Genomic DNA, 18,155 nt, shown 5'->3' on the forward strand with positions numbered 1-18,155 from the left:
TAGTCCGAGGAGTGGCGCCATGAATATTCAAGGTTTCAATTTGGTTTCGTTGTTGGCCGGCACCGAAAATGCCGCCGGTTTGAACGGTTTGAACGGTTTGAACGGTTTGAACGGTTTGAACGGTTTATTTTCCGGCGAAGGCGGTGCGGCCGGGTTTTCCGATACGCTGATGCGGCAGTTGACGGCCTTGCAGCAGGCCATGACATCCGGCGGCGCAAGCACCGCTGGCGATTTGTCGTTGCCGAGCCAAGTTTCGGGCAGCGAAGGCCAGGTGATCGACGGGCAAACCCTGCAAAACTTTGCCGCGTTATTCGGCAAACGCTTGCCGGCTACCACGGTCGGTCAAGCCGGCGGAGCGGATTCGGCCAAATCCGAAATCGATCTGGACGACACCTTGCAGGCTTTGGCCGAGGTGCTGCGATCGTTGCAAAGCCTTGAGGCCGCTGCGCCGGAAGCCGCTCAAGCAACGCCGGTCGCCGAGATCGACACGTCTACCGAGCAAAGCCACGATTCCGAGATCCGTAACTTGACCGAGCAGTTACAAGCCGCACTGGACGCCGCTGGCGTTACCAAGGTGCCGGCGTCCAAGATGGCGGAGCTTGGTTCTCAAACCTCGGCGGAGGTTTCTACCCAGACCGCCGCGACGGTTTCCGCCCAGACGGATGAGCAAGTGGCCAACGCCTTGCAAACCGCTTCGGCGATAGGTCAGGAACGCCAGCCCGCCAAATTGCAAACCGCGGCCGGCCGGGATGCGTTGCTGGCAAACTTGACCGGTGACGACGCCAAGAATTTGACGGCCTCGGCGGCGACCAGCATCGGTTCCACCGCGGGCACTGAAACCTCGACCGGTAACGCCGGCGGGCAGACCGGCAACAACGAGCAAGCGCCCCAGCAACCGTCGTCCGACAGCGGTCTGTCCGCCGTTAAAGTGTCCGCCGAAAGTGGCGATAGCGCTGACAGTCGCTGGTCGCGGGTCGCGGCGGATGTGGGCCAATTGAATAGAGTCGCGGCCAATGCAGGCCCGCAGCCTGAAGCCACTGTGATTGGACGGCCGGTCAACCACCCAGAATGGAATGCCGAGCTCGGTCAGAAATTGTTGTGGATGCACAATCAGGCGGTACCGTCGGCGGAAATTCGCTTGAATCCCGAACATTTAGGACCGATTTCGATCAAGATCGATGTCAATCAAGATCAGGCCAACGTCACGTTTACCACCCAGCACGCGGTGGTCAAGGAGGCGATCGAGGCGGCGATTCCCAAGCTCAGGGAGATGCTGGGCGGTCAAAACTTGAATCTGGCCGATGTCAACGTGTCGCAGCAACAGTCCGAGCAACGCTCGGGCCGCGAGGGTTTTCAAATGGCGGGCGACCAACAGCGTGGGCGGCAGGGTCAAGCCTCTGGGCAGGAGGTGTCGGTTGCCGACCCGGTCATCGACGAAATCGAGACCGGGCGGGCGATTGCCAGTAACGGCTTGCTGAGTTTGTTTGCCTAATTCTACTTTGTCAGAATAAAGCAACGCTGTCATGCTCGCCGGGAAGCGGGCATCCAGTGCCATGGATGGCAAGCTTCGATCGGTCCGTGGGGTCTGGATTTCGGCAATCCCTGCCGAAATGACGAGCACTACCAAGAGTCTGATAAGGTAGAACTAAGCCGGTTCGGTAACCTCCTGGGGCCACTCAGATTCCCGAGCCGGCCCGCGAGCAGGGACGTCTCACTTTCTAATTTGCTACCTAACGATCATGAAAGTGCTGCACCGCCCCGAGAAATGAAAGTCTGTGGTGGAGCGGCTTTTGCCTTGATTGACAGCGTTCCGACACCGGTTTGGGTGGCGGCCGTCCGGTGGCTTTCAGAGTACCCACCATTGGACCGCGAATCGGTCAGTCCGCGCGGACCCATTCGGGGCGCCCCCAGCATTTTGCTTATCGATTCGCTGGGAAAGAAACCGGCGCGTTTCCTGATCCGGCCAAGCTCTGCTGGATTTTGCGCGCCAGCGCGGCAATCGCGTGCTCGGTGACGCTGGAGTGGTTGCCTTTCAGTTCGATGTCGTAGCGGGCCAGAATTTGCCGGTTGCGAGTATCGACCAGATATGCCCAAAGATAGGACACCAAAAAGCTGGGTTTGCTGTGTTGGGCGACGACGATCCAGTCCGCGCCTTGAGCCTTGCCCAGATCGGCGGCCAGATCCGGATGGTGGAATAAATAGCCGAAGCCGGCGTTCGCCGAGGTCAAGGCCGCGTCCGCGACGCGTTCGCCGAGGTAAGCGCGGTCGTGGGACAGTGCGGCGATCAACAGCGGCGCCATCGACGCGGTACGCTGTTTTTCTTGCGGCGTATTCGGCAGCGAGGTAATGTCGTTTAGCTCGAAAGCGGGGATCGCGATGCGCGGCGCGGCCGGGGCTGGGCCGGCGATCAACCCGACTAGAACCAATAGCGGTTTCAGCAATGTTTTAGTCATGATTATCTCCTAGTGATCAATTACTTCGGTTGACCCTCGGGCATGAAAATCGGCGATTCGGCAGCAGCTCTAGCCGCGATTGGCGGCGTGCCGACATCGGCGGCAGCGCTACCGGCCTCTATTTCCACCCACCGGACGATTTGGCTACCGCCGCCAGCGAGGAGGCGATCGTCTTTCGCGAAGGTGGTGCCAGATTACGCCGCCCGGCCCAGCGGATCAGCCGAGATTTGCCCGGCCGATTCGGGCAATTTGCCCGCCGGGCGGTACTTGCTAGGCAGCTCGGGACGGGCTGCTTACAATGAGGCCATCCGTTTTTCCAGGCATGCTCGATGAATTTGAAGTGGCATTTGTTATCCCGCATCGCCGTCGCGGCGGTACTCTGCTTGTCCGCGATGTCGTATTACGCGTTGCAACGCAGTGCCAAGCAAGTCAATGCGTTAGTCGTCGCGAGCGCCGATTCGCTGGCTCGCCAACTGGATTACCAATTATTGATGGAGCGTTCAGGCTATCCGTCGGCAGCCGGGTTTCCGGATTTCGAGTTGTGGAAGCAAACCAGCCGCGTGCCGGGCTTGTGCGTCGGCTTTGAAGCACCGGACGGCCGCGTGATGCGCCATGTCTGCACCGGTGCAGCGTTGGCGGCGGCGCCTTGGCCGGTCTGGTTCGACGTGCTGTACCGGCACGGTTTCGGCGCGGAGCCGGTCGGCCGTCGCGATGTTGGTTTAAACAGCGCCTCGAAAGGCACGGTGGTTGTAGAAGCAGGCGCGGAGTTGACCGTGGCGCGTGCTTGGGCGACCTTGACCGATCTGGCCGAATTGTCGGCGCTGACGGTGCTGACGATTTCCGGACTGGTCTATCTGGCGGTTGGCCGGGCGTTGCAGCCGGCCGGTGACGTGGCGGCCGGTTTGGCGAGACTGGCGCGCGGCGAGCTGGACTATCGCTTGCCGGAATACGCCTTGTTGGAATGGCGCTTGATTGGCGCGGCGATCAACCGCTTGGCGGACAGTCAGCAACGTTTGCTGAGCGAGCGCCAGCGCTTGGCGGCGCGCTTGCTGCAAGTGCAGGAGGACGAGCGCCGTCATCTGGCCCGCGAACTGCACGACGATTTCGGCCAAGCCCTGGCCGCGATTAACGCGGTCAATGCGGCGATCGCCCAAACCGCTCGTCGCGACTGTCCGGAATTGTTGGCCGAAACCGAACGGATTGCTCGCTACACACGGGGGTTACATGACGGATTGCGCGGCTTGACGACCCGACTGCGGCCGGCGGAATTGGACGAGCTGGGGTTGGCGGCCGCGCTGGCTGCCTTGGTACGGTCCTGGCAGCGGCCGGTGGCCAACCACACCCGCTACGCGCTAAAAATAGACGGCGACTGCCGGCTTTTGTCGGCGGACGCCGCCACTGCGATTTACCGCTTGGTGCAGGAGGGGATCAACAATATCGCCAAGCATTCGGGCGCCGGTCTGGCCGAGATTTGCTTGACGATCGCCGAGCGCGCCGAATTGACGATTAGCGACGACGGATGTGCCGAAGGCCTACCGTTTGCGGACGGCCCTGGCATTGGCTTGGTAGGCATGCGCGAGCGGGTGACCGCGCTGGGCGGTCGGTTCGAGTTGGTCGTGCGCCAACCGCACGGACTGCGGGTGCGGGTCAGTCTGCCCTTGCCGGAACAGGCGGTCGAATGAACGGCGCGGCGATTCGCATCCTGCTGGTCGATGATCACGCCATCGTTCGCGAGGGGTATCGCGCCTTGCTGGCCAAGCAGCCCGATATGTTGTTGGTGGCCGAAGCCGGCGATGCGGCGACGGCTTACGGCTTATTCCGGGACGTCGCCCCCGACGTGGTCGTCACCGATTGGAGCTTGCCCGGCCAAAGCGGCTTGGAATTGATCGGCCGGATTCGCCAGCGCGATGCCCGCGCCAAAATCCTGGTATTCAGCATGCATCAGAATCCGGCGTTCGCTTGGCAGGCCTGTCGGGCCGGCGCGTTGGGCTATATCGGTAAAAACGAGGACCCGGAAACGCTGTTGCAAGCCATCCGCGATGTGCGGCGGGGCCGTCACGTCCTCAGCGGCACCGTGGCCCAAGCGTTGGCGATGGAAAAACTTGGCGGCGAGGGCTGGGCCTTGGAAGTCTTGACACCGCGCGAATTCGAAATTTTGCGTTTATTGGTCGCGGCGCGAACGCCGGCACAGATCGCGAAACTGCTCAATATCAGCGTCAAGACCGTTTGCAATAGCCATTACCTGATCAAGCGTAAATTGGGCGTCGGCAGCGACATCGAGCTGACCCGGCTGGCGATCAAGCTCAATGTCGTCGATTTGCTGGAGTTGACCGATCCCAACGAACCGGAACGCGACACCTAGCGGATTTGGCCCGGTGCGATCAGTCTAGCGCTTGACCGGCTTCGTCGAAGCTCAGTACCGTGATCTCACCGTCCACGTCGGTGATTTCCGCTTGGCTCAACGTGCCGTTACCGTGATAGCTATATTGATGGCGCAGTTCTACGTCGCCGTAAACCAGTTTTTCCAGCAGCAATAGCCGTTCGTCGCCGTCGAAAAAGCCGCGAAAGTAGGTGTTGCGGTTTTCCAGATGGCTTGCGTCGGGCAGTTCGTTAACCAGTTTCAGCGGCAGCTTGACGCCGCTGTAGCTGATGAAATAGCGACAGGCGCAGTTTTCCAATTCCACGGTGGGTTTCCTCGTTATTTTTTGAAAGCCTAATTTCCGCAAGTTTTGTGCCGAAATTAATCCGGCGCATAGACGAGTCCACGCGCTGAGCCGGGTTGGCGGGTGAAACCGCGCTTACGCCAAGGGCTTGATCGTTGAGTTGTCGCTATTCCAACGGTTCTCGCCGGATTAAGCCCGTAAAGTCTGTGGTAAATCGTTCGCGCCGGCCATTGATTGTCGGTTTTGCGACAATCGGCGCTGGCCCAGCCGCGTTGCGTTCGCCGCTAACCAGCGATTTCGGCCGGCGGAGCAGGGTGGCTTCGTTTTTGCTTGATGCTGGTTTTCACTCGTTCAGCATTTATGAAGTTGTTATTGGACTGGTCGTCCTACCGCAATGCCGGCATGGGCGATGCCTACGCCGACATCCCCAAGCACGGTGCCGATTTTGCCAAGGCGATCGCGGTTTGCATCGGCAGCAAGCAATGCCAGCAGCAGGCCGACAAGGGCGTGATGTGCCCGAGCTTTCGGGTTAGCGGCAATCCGGATTTGTCGCCGGGCGGACGGGTTAAGTTGCTGAAAGCCGCGCTGAATGCCGATGACGCGGAAGCGCTGTTCGATCCGGCCTTGGTCGCCGCGATGGATCTGTGCGTGGCCTGCAAGGGTTGCAGGCGCGAATGCGAAAACGAAGTGGACATGGCGGCGATCAAGGCCGAATTCCTGGCTCAGCAAGCGGCCCGGCGCGGCCTGCCGTTGCGCCGCCAATTGTGGGGGCATCTGCCCAAATTACTGAAGTGGCCGGTGCTGCGTCGGTTGATCGCGTGGCGTAACCGTTCGCCGCTGCTGGCCAAACTGGCGCAATCGGTGTTGGGCATCAGCGCCAAGGCGGAATTGCCGCTGCCGGCCGAGCGTCCGTTCCAAGTCCCGCGACAATCCAGTTTGGTTCTGCACCCGGATCTGAGTGATCGGCAAGTTGTACTGCTGGTCGACACCTTCAATTACTACTTCAACCCGGCCTCGGCCGAGGCGGCAAAAAATTTGCTAACGGCGGCCGGCTACCACGTCCATGTCGCGGCACCGTCCCCCACCGACAAAGACCAGCGGCCACTATGTTGCGGGCGCACCTATTTTTCCAACGGCATGCTCGACCAAGCTCGCGCCGAGGCTCGCCGGATGCTGGCCGCGTTGAGCGAGCATATCGACGTCGGCCGCGCCATCGTCGGTCTGGAACCATCCTGCATTCTGAGTTTACGCGACGAATATCTGAAACTGGATTTGGGCGAATCGGCCGGCAAACTGGCCGAAAAAGTCGTGCTGCTGGAAGAGTTTATCGTCCGCGAGCAAAGCGCCAAGCGCTGGAATCTGGTTTTTCAAGCGATCCCGAGTCAATCGCGGGTGCTGCTGCACGGTCATTGCCACCAGAAAGCGGTCGGCTCGATCAAGTCGGTCCGCAAAATTTTGAAGCAAATTCCCGGCTTGTCGTTCGAACTGATCGAGTCGTCCTGTTGCGGCATGGCCGGTAACTTCGGCGTCGAAGCCGAACATTACGACGATGCCCAGGCGATGGCCGAACTGGCCTTGTTCCCGGCGCTACGCGCAGAGCCCGATGCGCTATTGGTCGGCAGCGGATTTTCCTGCCGCGAACAAATTGTTGGCGGCGGCTTCGCCAAGCCGCTGCATTTGGCCGAATTGCTGTGTTTGGCGTTACCCCAACCGGACGGAGAGGCTAGCACCGGTTGAGTGGAGCAGAAGCCGGCTAATGTTTGTGAAAGAGCTTGCGTTCGGGAGATTGAAAAAGGTGGGTGTAAGCGCGGCTTTAACCGCGATCGAAGACCTTCCGACACAGAGATGTCTCGCTCACCGGTGTTCAGAGTAACCAGCGTTGATTTTGCCTCGACCGCGAGTCCACGCTCGCTAACCCATTTTGTTTTTCGCCGCTTTGATAAGGAATCGTTCGATGAAACTGTCCATAGATAAACCGCATCTTCAGCAACTGTTGACCGCTCACCCGCGCCTGACCGGCTTGAACGAGCAACTGCGTTTCGGCAATAAAGCCCAGGTGTTTTACGATCAACTCAGCGGCGTCGAGATGGAAACGTTGGCCGGCATTTACGCCCAACAAGGCGAGAGTTATCAGCAACAGGCCGCGCTGCTGACGGCGTTGCGGCAAGCCTTAACCGACGATCACCGCCGCTACGGACCGGACGATCTGGAAAAACTGCTGCCGGACATCGCGAGCTACTTGTTGGACGGCGCGATTCACGGCTGGTTGTTTCACGTCGAGCATGGCGGCCGAACCCTGGCTTATTTAGTTACCCGCGTCGATTACACGCCGCCGGGCGAGGAAGAAGCCGGGCGCATCCTGATTGAATTAAAAGCCAACAGCAAGGGCAAGATCGCCATCGAAACCCTGGTTATCCGCGGCAAGGATCTGGACCACAAAACCATTCCCGAAATCTTTGCCGGCAAGGGTTATTTGAAGGAGACCGCCGAGTTGACGGCCAGTTACGATGACGCAGCTGCCCGCTATTTCGATTGGCGCGGCCGCTACGGCGAGCAATTCTCCGGTTGGGGTACCGGCATCTACGCCGAAGACCCGACCGCCAGCCACCGCAGCAACGACTGGACCCGCAAAAATACCGTGGTGCTGTCGTCCGGCGGCGGCGCGTGCCGGCTGGTCAACGACGAAAATATCCTCAGCGACCGGGTGCTGACGCTGGAAGCCTCCGGCGACATCTTCGGCACCTATTTGCGCAAGGCCGGCAAAAGCATGCGCTACGACAGCAAGACCGAGAGCCAGATGGAGCAAGCCAAGGCCGAGGTCGGCAAGGGCTTGTTCACCGAACTGCCGGTACACGGCTACATCCTGCTGTTTCATCTGGAGTTGCACCACCACGTCTGGGTCCATGTCGACGATATGCAGCCCTACGTCTACCAGCCGGAACTGAAACAAAAGTTGATCCTGCCGCCGGAGCAAACCGATCTGATCGACATCTTGACCGCCGAAATGGACATGCTGATGGACGACATCGTCGAAGGCAAATCCGGCGGTACCACGGTGCTGTGCGCCGGGCCGGCCGGGGTCGGCAAGACCCTGACCGCCGAGGTGTATTCGGAAATCATCAAGCGGCCGCTGTACCGGGTGCATTCCGGCCAGCTCGGCTTGAACGTCGCCGAAATGGAGAAAACCCTGAAGGAAACCCTGATCCGCGCCCAGCGCTGGGGCGCGGTGATGCTGATCGACGAGGCCGATGTGTACATTAAGAAGCGCGCCGACAACCTGGCCTCCAATGCCGTGGTCGGCGTGTTCCTGCGGGTGCTGGAATACTTCAACGGCCTGTTGTTTCTGACCACCAACCGGGTCGACGACATCGACGAAGCCATCATCTCCCGTTGCATCGCGATGATTCGCTACCACTCGCCGAACAGCGCCGACCGCCGCAAAATCTGGAAGGTGATGACCGAACAGTTCTCGCTGCCGATCTCTGACGAACTGATCGAGAAACTGGTGGACTTGTTTCCCGGCGCCTCCGGCCGCGATATCAAGGGTCTGACCAAACTGGTCGCCAAGTTCTGCATGCAAAAACAACTGGCGCCGACCTTGGATGTATTTATTCGCTGCTCGGTGTTTAGGGGCTTGGAGTTGGTGGGGGAGGCGGCTTGAAACGCTGAACAGGACACTGGCCCGAAACGCCATCGGCGAAACAGATCGGAGACCTAGCGGTCGCCGGTGGCGTGGTCCAAGCCCGAGTCGGCTTAGAAACTTAGGTTTGTATCTCGGCTGACTCTTGAATGTATCGAGTTTTCTCGCGGCGGTAATCCTATGATTCGAGCCGAATGCTTGGGTATGAGACCTTCGGCCGCCGTGGTTGCGTGTATCGAGCAGAATTTACTGATTTAACGACATTGTATGAAGAAGAGCCCACACATCTTGTTCTACGGATTCAAGAAGGGCCTCATTCCCGGCGTCCACGGCACATTCGGCCGCTATAGAAAATTTCGGCGAATTGTTCTTGGCTTGGTTCGAACCGATTATCGCGGTAATAGTTAATGCCGCTGATCTATCAGCCGTATCCTTGCTGAACCAATGTTTGTGCGTGGTTTGCCAGCCGTTGTATTGGCCATTCAGTTTAATAGCCTCGAAAGCAATTCGTATCGCCCGGTCGGAACGTTTGGAATCGCAGCAAGGAACCGATAGGCCGTATTCCAGATAGTGATTGATACCGTAACCCATCAGGACTCGATTTCTGACGTAAGCAATCTCAGACGCCAGTTTGGCAAAATCCCAAGCGTATCCGACTTCATTGGAGGTGTAGCGTAGCTCTCGAAACTTACAATCAGCAAGATGGTCGCGCCGTTTCAGCATTAGCAACGACTGGATTCCGCTGTCCGGCGGATGGTTTGCAGAGATTCTATTTAACTCGGCAAGGTATTGCGACGTATCGTCATACCAGTGGCCGGGGACGGTCAATTTGACGATGCCTAGACGATCACTAACACGGGCCGGTTGCAACTGGGTACACGCTGACAGGATCAAGACCGCAATCGCAAAGATTAAGTAAGAATATCCCAAAGCGATCAACAGGTTAGCGTGTTGAGCGGGCGGGAATATGAAATTGTCCCGAGTTTCTCGCGGGAGCACTTACAGCGTTACTATCCTCCTCGATAAGCGGGATATCGGAAAACTCGGACTTGGAATCAATTGCCGCTTTCAAGTCTGGCTTTAGATTAGCGTAATCGGATTGTCTGTAGGATCGATTCCCGCATTCGGTGTTGTATTTTCCATTCAGTAGGTTCAGGGCGTTTGCCTTGTCGTTATAGGCGTTGACGGCTGCGTTATATGTTTTGATATCATCGTGATTTATTTGGATGCGTCGGTTGAAATCGTTCACGGCCTTGATGCTGTCGGCTTGTATACGTCCGCGTAGCTCATCCAACGCTTGAGTTTGTTCGTACAATTCCGTTTTTTCAGCCGCGAGTTTGACATTTTCCTTTTGCAAGGCCACTGAATCTTCCTTGGCTTTAATAATACGTTGGGCGCAAGCAACTAACTCGGATGCAGTCATCGGTTTCACTCCCGCTACCGATTGGCGAGATACGGCGTTACCGATACTGGGCATGGCGACGACATCCGAATCAAGAGCGGTTGGAGCGGGCGCCTTGGTTGGAGGAGCACTGCAAGCGGAGAGTAGGCCGCTGAATATTAAGGTAAGCCAATATCGTATCTGCGTTTGCCGCTGTGTTTCAGGGCGATAAATTGTCATATCGGGAGGTCGCGTTGTTGGATATTGGGATCAATGTCCGGGAAATAATTACGGTCTTTTTTGATTTTGAAGTCATTGGAATCGCCATCTTCGGCAAACTCGATTCGGTACCTTGTAGGTACATCGGTGAATCTACCGTTTTGCAACAGCAACAATTGTTGGACCGCAGGTTCATAACCTTGTTTCGCCGCCGACGTTGTCCATCGAATCGCTTGCTCTACATCCATGGTTTCCACACCTATACCTTGCGCATACATTAGCCCAAGGTTGTATTGCGCGAATGCATTGCCTTGTTCCGCCGCGGCAGTGAGATAGGTCACGGCTTTGCTCTCGTCTTTATCGGTGCCACGTCCCTCTAAATACATCATGCCCAATAAAAACCGGGCTTTTAGATTGCCGTGATCGGCGGCGGTTTTTGCCCATTTGAATGCGGCCTGTTGATCCTTGGACCAGAAATAGCGAGATAACCGATATTCAGCCTCCGAGTCACCAGCGTTGGCTTGCTCAATCAACCAATCCAGTTGAAAAATCTCGTAAATTAAGCCGGTTTTGCCGTTTTTAGCTTCGATTAAAACCTGGGAACTACTGGCGGGAAACGGCCCTTTCCAGTTCGTCTGGACTTCATCACCATTCTTGGAATGTACGATGACTTTTTCGATCGGAGCGAGCTGGAAAACGCCGCCGTTGGCGCGTTGTTTTTCCGCCATGGCATACCATTTTTCGGACTCCTTCGTATCGATTGGGACGCCTAAACCGGCTCGATACATCGAGCCTAAGTCTTCTTGGGCGGAAGCGTGCCCTTGTTCAGCGGCGGCCCTTATCCACTTTACCGCTCGCGAAAGGTCTTGTTTGATTTCCACGCCATCGCGCAATAACAAACCCAGGCGATACTGGGCATCGGCAAAATCTTGCTTTGCGGCGAGTTCGAGCCAACGCGCGGCTTCGATTTCGCTACGGGGAACGCCGTTGCCTTCCAGGTGCAGCAAGCCCAAACTTGCTTGCGCCATCTTGTGGTTTTGCTCGGCGGCCAGACGGTACCATTTGACGGCTTCTTCAACATCCATCGGCACGCCTGCGCCAATTCTGTAACAGTTTCCCAAATTGTTTTGCGCTTTGGCTAAACCCTGGTCGGCCGCTTTGCGATACCAGTCCGCAGCCTGTTTGGGATCGATTGCGATGCCTTTCCCCTGTTCGTAAATCACGCCCAGCGCGGCCTGTGAGTCAGGTAGTACGGCGGCTTTGAGGTACCATTTACGAGCTTCGACATAATCTTGATTTACCCCTTTGCCTTCAAAATACATGGTGCCTAAATTCTGTTGCGCCGCCGTGTAACCTTGCTCGGCAGCCGAACGAAATAAGGCTTCGGCTTCGGAAAAACTTTGTTTTACGCCTTTCCCAAAATAATAGAGCGCTCCCAAATCGGTTTGGGCTTGCGCTAAACCTTGGTTGGCGGACATCCGCAACCAACGCACACCTTCGTCAAGTTGATTGCCGTCCCGTAATAAAATACCGAGGTTATATTGAGATTCTTTATGGCCGCGCGAGGCGGCAATTCGAAATAGACGAGCGGCTTCTTGCCGATCGGGATTCAAACCTCGCCCCAACTGAAATAGTATCCCCAGATTGGCGGTGGCACCCAGATGGCCTCGATCGGCCGCGCTGGCATACCAGCGGCGAGCTTCTGTATAATCTTGTTCCACCCCTCGACCTTGATCGAACATGGTCGCCAAAGACATCATGGCTTCAGTAAAGCCATGTTCCGCCGCCAAGCGATACCAATGCGCCGCTTGCTTTAGATCACTTGCGACGCCAAGTCCCTTGTCGTAAAACACGCCGATGTTATTTTGCGAATCCGGATAGTTTTGCTCCGCGGCCTGACGGTACCAGTGCAAGGCTTTTTGGTAACTCTGGATAACGCCCAAACCCATTTGATTCATGACGCCCAAATTGTGTTGTGCTCGTTTGTCGCCGGATTCCGCCAGAGGAGTCCACAACGTTAACGCAGCGACATAATCGTTCCGAGCCGCGGCAGCGACCCCGTCTTCAAAATTACCTGCAAAAGCCGGAGTGGCCAGCGCCAAGAAATAAAGTAACTGGATGGTGTTCTTAGTTAATGTTTTCACGATACGGTTACTATTGGAGTTGTGCCGCAAATCCGCGGGCAGGGGGGGGTTGTTGGTCTAGTGGATGTTCTAGGGTGATTTTATTAGCAATCTGTTACAAATCGATGACGGCCATGGCTGAAGAGTGCATCGACGGTATGCAGATGAGTTCAACGAGCAAGCTCTGGCAAAAGTCTACAGCTGAGGCAAAGGAACGATTCAAGCGATTGTCGACGAGTCAAACCTAAGCAATTTTCCGAACGCTAAAAGACTTGCTCGCGGTAGTCCAAGCAAAACAGGGATTAAGCTCAGGGCGAACGATTGGATCAACAAATTGACAAGTCGCCAATGTCATACTCGGGCGTCGTGCCGCGCTTGATTGGGATGCGGTCGTGCAACATTCCCGCTTGGCGTCTCGTTACAATGGCAGTCGTAGGGCAAAGCGCGGATATGCCGCGTTGGAACGCTATCGGTCGCGGTTAATGCCGCTCACTCGCCGTTCTTTTGATTGTCAGGGGTGTAAATCCTTGCATAACCGCTGGATGCATGGTACGGGTTGATATCAAAGATCGTTTTGATCCTTACAACCCGGATTTATCGGTGTCGGACAAGCTGTTAAGACGATTTGGAACGCATTTGACTGTCGAATTGACAGTTTGCGTTTGGGCTGGAGTTAAAGCAACGACGTCGTAAATAAAATCAAGCTGTTATCTGCTGTTTTTTGTGTTGGATTTCGCAATGTTGATGTTTACGTTTGAAATTCAAAGGTAAAGCAAAATCCCGGCCAGCATTAACGATGATTTACTTTTCAACGCACTAGAATGGTGGGCACGCGTGTTACAATCGCCGCCATTTATACATCTTGGTTGAGTGCGTGAAGAAAAATCCGCTATTTCAAATACTGTTGCTGAGTGCCTTGGCCGGCAAATTGGCCCACGCCGGCAGCTTCGTAGTTGATGACATCCAGGTCAAGGGATTGCAACGGATTTCGGCGGGTACGGTATACAACTATCTGCCGGTATCGGTTGGCGAAACCTTCACCGACGAAAAACAAGCCTCGGCGATCCGCTCCTTGTTTAATACCGGTTTTTTCAAGGACATCACGCTGGAGCGCGACGGCAATACCTTGATCGTGACCGTGGTCGAACGGCCGTCGGTCGCCAAGATCGTCATCGAAGGCAACAAGGACATCAAGAAGGAAGACTTGACCGAAGCCTTGAAGAAAATCGGTCTGGCGGAAGGCAAGGTCTACAACAAACAAGTGTTGGACAAGGTCGAGCAGGAGATGCGCCGCCAATATTTCAGCCACGGTAAATACGGCTTGAAGATCAAGACCGAGGTCACCGATCTGACTCGCAACCGGGTCGGCATACGCATCGAGATTTCCGAGGGCCGGGTGGCCAAGATCAAGCAGATCAACATTGTCGGCAATAAAACCTTCGCCAGTGACGCCTTACGCAAGGAATTCGAACTCAGTACCACCAATTTTCTATCTTTTTATTCCAAGGATGACCAGTATTCCAAGCAAAAGTTATCGGCCGATTTGGAAAAGCTGCGTTCGTATTATCTGGATCGCGGCTACATCAATTTTTCGATCGAATCGACCCAGGTCGATATCACCGCCGATAAGAAGGAAATCTACATTACGATCAACGTCAAGGAAGGCGAGGTGTATACGCTGGAAAAGGTCAAATTGTCCGGCGAGTTGATCGTGCCGCCCGAGGACTTGATCAAACTGGTCAGGGTCGGGCCTGGGGAAATTTTCTCTCGTAAAAACGCCACCGAGACCTCGAAGGCGATTTCCGACCGGTTGGGCGACGAAGGTTATACCTTCGCCAACGTCAATATGGTGCCGGAAATCAACGAGCAATCCAAAACGGTGGCGATGACTTTTTTCGTCGATCCGGGTAAACGGGTTTACGTCAGGCGGATTAACGTGAAGGGCAACACCAAGACCCGCGACGAAGTGATCCGTCGCGAGGCCCGGCAAATGGAGTCCAGTTGGGCGGCTAGCAGTAAGATCGAGCGCACCAAGACTCGTCTGGACCGCTTGGGCTATTTCGAGGAAGTCGGCGTGGAAACGCCGCCGGTGACCGGCGTGGCCGACCAGATCGACGTCAATTACACGGTTAAGGAAAAAGCCTCCGGTAACTTGCAGGCCGGTATCGGTTACTCGCAGGTGCAAGGCATCATTTTCAACGCCAATGTGTCCCAGGACAACATCTTCGGTACCGGTAAGCGGCTGGATTTCGCGTTCAACAACAGTAGCATCTTGACCCGTTACAACTTGGGTTTCACCGATCCTTACTACACGCTGGACGGCGTGTCGCTCGGTTACAATTTGGGCTATACCTCGCGTAACGCTTATGCCGCCAACTTGGCCGCGTATAACACGACGATCACCAATGCCGGCGTCAACTTCGGCATTCCGCTAAACGAATTCGACAGGGTGGGTTTCGACCTGGAATTGAAACGGACCGAAATCGAAAATACCGCTTATTCGTCCGATACCATTCTGAAGTTTCTCGGCTTTACCAAATATACCAGCGGTCAAATTCGCTCGAAAAGCTTTACCAGTTTGTCCACGTCGGCCGGTTGGACCCACGACACGTTGGATCGGGCTACCTTCGCGCATAGCGGCGGCCAGCAGCGGATTTCGGCGTTGGCGACGATACCGGGCAGCGATCTCGAGTATTACAAGGTCGGCTATAAGCACCAACACTACTTTCCGCTATCCAACGATTTCACGTTCCGCTTATTGGGCGAGGTGGCTCACGGTGGCGGCTACGGCAGCACGGACGGTTTGCCGTTCTTCGAAAACTATTTCGCCGGCGGTACCGGCGACGTGCGCGGCTTCATGCAGAATACGCTGGGCGTGATCGACGCGACTACGCTCAACTCGAATGCCTACACCAATCGTCCGATCGGCGGCGCGACCAAGCTGATCGGTAAGGCCGAATTGTTTTTCCCGATTCCGTTTTTGAGCGACGTCAAGTCGGTACGGATCGGCTCGTTCGTCGATGCCGGTACCTTGTCGCCGGGCTTGAGCACCGGCGATTTGCGCAAATATTTCCGCTATTCGGTGGGCTTGTCCGGGGAATGGCTGTCGCCGTTCGGCGCGTTGGCGGTCAGCGTGGCTCAACCGCTCAATTCCGAGTCTGGAGATAGAACTCAGGCCTTCCAGTTCACGTTCGGCTCGGGATTTTAGTTCAGTTCAAGGCAGTTTTACCCTATAATCGGGCTTGCGTTCTGTCTTAACACAATTTAACCGGAGATGGTTATTACCATGAAAAAAAGTATTGCTTTATTCTTAACGCTGATGGCGTTTGCTGGCGTTAGTCACGCGGAACTGAAGATCGGTTTCGTCAACGTGGCAAAAGTATTGGAGAAGGCCCCGCAGGCAGCGAAAGCAAAAACGCGTTTGGAAACCGAATTTTCGCCTCGGGATAAAGCTTTGGTTTCTCAGCAAAAAGAAATCAAAACCTTGGAAGACAAACTCGGCAGGGATTCCGCTGTGATGGGGGAAGAAGAACGCCACCGTTTGGAAAAAGACATTTTGGATAAAAAACGCGATGCGGCCAGAGCTCAGCAAGAGTTCAGCGAAGACTTCAATATGCGCCGCAACGAAGAACTGGGTAACCTGCAAAAACGTATCGTCGAAGCAGTAAGAGCGTTAGCCAAGGAAGAGTCGTTCGACCTGCTGCTGACCGACGGCGTCATTTACGCCAACGACCAAATCGACGTCACCGCGCGGGTACAACAAAAGCTCGAAACGCTGTCGCAATAATTCAAGAGCGTTTCCGTCGGAAACGCCGACTTCAAAGCGAGGGAGACGGCCCGCCGGCTGGCTCCCTTTTTCGTTTACCTCCACCGACTCCGGACCATCATGACAGGTACGCTAGACATATTGCAAATTCAGGCACTTCTCCCGCACCGTTATCCCTTTTTGTTGGTCGATAGAGTCGTCGAGTGCGAACCCGGCGCGAAATTGGTCGGTATTAAAAACGTCAGTTTCAACGAGCCGTTTTTCCAAGGTCATTTTCCGGCGCAACCCATCATGCCCGGCGTGCTGATCCTGGAAGCGCTGGCGCAAGCTACCGCGCTACTGACCGCGAAAAGCGACGACAAATTGGGGCAGGGCAATACCACTTTCTTCTTGGCCGGCATCGACAACGCCCGCTTCAAAAAGCAGGTCGTGCCCGGCGACCAGTTGCGCCTGGAAGTGACCTATCTGAAACACAAACGCCATCTATGGTCTTTCGACTGCCGCGCCGAAGTCGATGGCGAACTGGCGGCCGGCGCACAAATCATGTGCGCGGTCGCGACGAGCTAAGTCATGATAGATTCCAGAGCGGTAGTCCATCCCAAGGCCGAATTGGCCGAAGACGTTTCGGTCGGTCCGTTCAGCGTCATCGGTCCCGAAGTGCAAATCGACGCCGGCACCGAAATCGGGCCGCACGTGGTTATTCGAGGTCCAACCGCGATCGGCCGCGACAACAAGATTTACCAATTCTCGTCGATAGGCGAAGACCCGCAAGACAAAAAGTACGCCGACGAAGTGACTCGGTTGGAAATCGGCGACCGCAACGTGATCCGCGAATTCTGCACGATGCATCGCGGCACGCTGCAGGATAAAGGCTTGACGTTGATCGGCAGCGATAATCTGTTCATGGCCTATACCCATGTGGCTCACGATTGCGAGATTGGCGACCACGTGATCATGGCGAACGGCGCATCGATCGCCGGCCACGTGCACATTGGCGATCATGCCATTTTGGGCGGTTTTACGCTGGTCCATCAATTCACCCAGATCGGCGAGTACAGCTTCTCGGCGATGGGTAGCGCGATTACTCAGGACATTCCTCCGTTCGTGATGGTTGGCGGCCGGCCAACCCGGCCGCACGGCATCAATTCGGTCGGCATGGAACGCAACGGTAAATCGCCGGAAGTGATACGCCAGATTCGTCAGGCCTACAAAATCTTGTACAAGAACAACTTGCGCCTGGAAGACGCCATCGAAGAGATGGAAGGCATGGCCGGCGAAAGCAACGAACTTTCCAATATGGTCAGTTTCTTGCGCAATGTCACCCGCGGCATCCTCCGTTAATCCTTCACGCCTGATCGCCGGCATCGACGAAGTGGGGCGAGGCTGTCTCGTCGGTCCGGTGGTCGCGGCGGCGGTGATCCTCGATCCGGCCAAGCCGATTGCCGGTTTGAACGATTCCAAAAAACTCAGCGAAAAACGCCGTGCCGCGTTGGCCGACGAAATCAAGGTTAAGGCCTTGGCTTGGGCGGTCGGCCGCGCCGAAGCCAGTGAAATCGACCGCATCAACATCTTGCAAGCCACCTTTGTCGCGATGCGCAGAGCCTTCAGCCAATTGGCGATCAAACCCGATTACATCATGGTCGACGGCAACCGGTTGCCCGGCATAGCTTGCCCCGGCGAAGCGGTGGTCGGCGGCGACGCCTTGGTCGCCGAAATTTCCGCCGCGTCCATCCTGGCTAAGGTCGCGCGCGACACGGAAATGGACGTGCTGGATAGACTCTATCCCGGTTACCAATTTGCCGTTCACAAAGGTTATCCGACCAAAACCCATCTGAGCGCATTGGCGGAATTGGGCGTATCGCCGCAACATCGCCGCTCCTACGCGCCGGTCAAAAAATTCCTGGGTTGAC

15 protein-coding genes are annotated in these 18,155 nt (G+C 56.1%); 10 read left to right on the forward strand and 5 right to left on the reverse strand.

The window, feature by feature from the left end; translation table 11 throughout:
* Positions 1-19: 19 nt before the first annotated feature.
* Positions 20-1,492, forward strand: coding sequence for a flagellar hook-length control protein FliK (locus ACQE3D_RS07380; protein ID WP_427551445.1), 1,473 nt, complete (start codon positions 20-22; stop codon positions 1,490-1,492).
* Positions 1,493-1,919: 427 nt separating this feature from the next.
* On the opposite strand, the gene ACQE3D_RS07385 is transcribed toward ACQE3D_RS07380, so the two are convergent.
* Positions 1,920-2,453 carry a DUF2380 domain-containing protein gene (locus tag ACQE3D_RS07385; RefSeq protein WP_427551446.1) on the reverse strand — a complete coding sequence of 178 codons (534 nt, stop codon included), beginning with the start codon at positions 2,451-2,453 and terminating at the stop codon, positions 1,920-1,922.
* A gap of 329 nt (positions 2,454-2,782) precedes the next feature.
* Between ACQE3D_RS07385 and ACQE3D_RS07390 the strand changes: the two genes are divergently transcribed.
* Together ACQE3D_RS07390 and ACQE3D_RS07395 are read left to right on the forward strand one after the other, a co-directional pair.
* Positions 2,783-4,135, forward strand: a complete 1,353-nt coding sequence (locus ACQE3D_RS07390; protein WP_427551447.1) for a histidine kinase — start codon at positions 2,783-2,785, stop codon at positions 4,133-4,135.
* Entirely contained in the window at positions 4,132-4,815 is a 684-nt protein-coding gene (locus tag ACQE3D_RS07395) for a response regulator (RefSeq protein ID WP_427551448.1), read from the forward strand. The genes ACQE3D_RS07390 and ACQE3D_RS07395 overlap by 4 nt, the downstream gene beginning before the upstream one ends.
* 19 nt (positions 4,816-4,834) lie before the next feature.
* On the opposite strand, the gene ACQE3D_RS07400 is transcribed toward ACQE3D_RS07395, so the two are convergent.
* Positions 4,835-5,137: a DUF6156 family protein gene (locus ACQE3D_RS07400; RefSeq protein ID WP_071157137.1), complete on the reverse strand. Its 303-nt coding sequence runs from the start codon at positions 5,135-5,137 to the stop codon at positions 4,835-4,837.
* 339 nt (positions 5,138-5,476) lie between these two features.
* On the opposite strand from ACQE3D_RS07400, the gene ACQE3D_RS07405 reads away from it, so the two are divergent.
* Positions 5,477-6,853: a (Fe-S)-binding protein gene (locus ACQE3D_RS07405; protein WP_427551449.1), complete on the forward strand. Its 1,377-nt coding sequence runs from the start codon at positions 5,477-5,479 to the stop codon at positions 6,851-6,853.
* A gap of 217 nt (positions 6,854-7,070) precedes the next feature.
* A complete protein-coding gene (locus ACQE3D_RS07410; RefSeq protein WP_427551450.1) occupies positions 7,071-8,777 on the forward strand; it encodes an AAA family ATPase in 1,707 nt (568 codons plus the stop codon).
* Between the two features lie 225 nt (positions 8,778-9,002).
* On the opposite strand, the gene ACQE3D_RS07415 is transcribed toward ACQE3D_RS07410, so the two are convergent.
* The 3 genes from ACQE3D_RS07415 to ACQE3D_RS07425 all read right to left on the reverse strand — a co-directional run bounded on the left by ACQE3D_RS07415 (position 9,003) and on the right by ACQE3D_RS07425 (position 12,530).
* Positions 9,003-9,695 (reverse strand): hypothetical protein, encoded by a 693-nt coding sequence (locus tag ACQE3D_RS07415; protein ID WP_427551451.1) that lies wholly within the window; start codon positions 9,693-9,695, stop codon positions 9,003-9,005.
* Positions 9,696-9,699: 4 nt separating this feature from the next.
* Positions 9,700-10,179: a hypothetical protein gene (locus ACQE3D_RS07420; RefSeq protein ID WP_427551452.1), complete on the reverse strand. Its 480-nt coding sequence runs from the start codon at positions 10,177-10,179 to the stop codon at positions 9,700-9,702.
* Positions 10,180-10,373: 194 nt separating this feature from the next.
* Positions 10,374-12,530 (reverse strand): hypothetical protein, encoded by a 2,157-nt coding sequence (locus tag ACQE3D_RS07425; RefSeq protein WP_427551453.1) that lies wholly within the window; start codon positions 12,528-12,530, stop codon positions 10,374-10,376.
* Between the two features lie 823 nt (positions 12,531-13,353).
* Between ACQE3D_RS07425 and bamA the strand changes: the two genes are divergently transcribed.
* The 5 genes from bamA to rnhB all read left to right on the forward strand — a co-directional run bounded on the left by bamA (position 13,354) and on the right by rnhB (position 18,154).
* The gene (bamA, locus tag ACQE3D_RS07430; RefSeq protein WP_396642306.1) at positions 13,354-15,687 is read left to right on the forward strand and encodes an outer membrane protein assembly factor BamA; all 2,334 of its coding nucleotides are present in this window, start codon (positions 13,354-13,356) and stop codon (positions 15,685-15,687) included.
* 78 nt (positions 15,688-15,765) lie between these two features.
* Positions 15,766-16,266 carry an OmpH family outer membrane protein gene (locus ACQE3D_RS07435; protein WP_082885606.1) on the forward strand — a complete coding sequence of 167 codons (501 nt, stop codon included), beginning with the start codon at positions 15,766-15,768 and terminating at the stop codon, positions 16,264-16,266.
* Between the two features lie 99 nt (positions 16,267-16,365).
* Positions 16,366-16,812: a 3-hydroxyacyl-ACP dehydratase FabZ gene (gene fabZ / locus ACQE3D_RS07440; RefSeq protein WP_064030328.1), complete on the forward strand. Its 447-nt coding sequence runs from the start codon at positions 16,366-16,368 to the stop codon at positions 16,810-16,812.
* Positions 16,813-16,815: 3 nt separating this feature from the next.
* Complete coding sequence (lpxA, locus tag ACQE3D_RS07445; protein WP_064030326.1) at positions 16,816-17,586, forward strand: acyl-ACP--UDP-N-acetylglucosamine O-acyltransferase; 771 nt, start codon at positions 16,816-16,818, stop codon at positions 17,584-17,586.
* On the forward strand, positions 17,561-18,154 hold the full coding sequence (rnhB, locus tag ACQE3D_RS07450) for a ribonuclease HII (protein WP_427551454.1): 594 nt from the start codon (positions 17,561-17,563) through the stop codon (positions 18,152-18,154). The genes lpxA and rnhB overlap by 26 nt, the downstream gene beginning before the upstream one ends.
* The last annotated feature ends 1 nt before the right edge of the window (position 18,155 follow it).

Origin of the sequence: Methylomonas sp. MS20 (genome assembly GCF_050275925.1) — a bacterium.
Lineage (GTDB): Bacteria > Pseudomonadota > Gammaproteobacteria > Methylococcales > Methylomonadaceae > Methylomonas > Methylomonas koyamae_A.

Coding starts and splice junctions, on each gene's coding strand:
- ACQE3D_RS07420 (WP_427551452.1), bottom strand. CDS start 10,179: ATGACTGCATCCGAGTTAGTTGCTTGCGCCCAACGTATTATTAAAGCC.
- rnhB (WP_427551454.1), top strand. CDS start 17,561: ATGTCACCCGCGGCATCCTCCGTTAATCCTTCACGCCTGATCGCCGGC.
- ACQE3D_RS07385 (WP_427551446.1), bottom strand. CDS start 2,453: ATGACTAAAACATTGCTGAAACCGCTATTGGTTCTAGTCGGGTTGATC.
- ACQE3D_RS07390 (WP_427551447.1), top strand. CDS start 2,783: ATGAATTTGAAGTGGCATTTGTTATCCCGCATCGCCGTCGCGGCGGTA.
- ACQE3D_RS07395 (WP_427551448.1), top strand. CDS start 4,132: ATGAACGGCGCGGCGATTCGCATCCTGCTGGTCGATGATCACGCCATC.
- fabZ (WP_064030328.1), top strand. CDS start 16,366: ATGACAGGTACGCTAGACATATTGCAAATTCAGGCACTTCTCCCGCAC.
- ACQE3D_RS07380 (WP_427551445.1), top strand. CDS start 20: ATGAATATTCAAGGTTTCAATTTGGTTTCGTTGTTGGCCGGCACCGAA.
- ACQE3D_RS07410 (WP_427551450.1), top strand. CDS start 7,071: ATGAAACTGTCCATAGATAAACCGCATCTTCAGCAACTGTTGACCGCT.
- ACQE3D_RS07405 (WP_427551449.1), top strand. CDS start 5,477: ATGAAGTTGTTATTGGACTGGTCGTCCTACCGCAATGCCGGCATGGGC.
- lpxA (WP_064030326.1), top strand. CDS start 16,816: ATGATAGATTCCAGAGCGGTAGTCCATCCCAAGGCCGAATTGGCCGAA.
- ACQE3D_RS07435 (WP_082885606.1), top strand. CDS start 15,766: ATGAAAAAAAGTATTGCTTTATTCTTAACGCTGATGGCGTTTGCTGGC.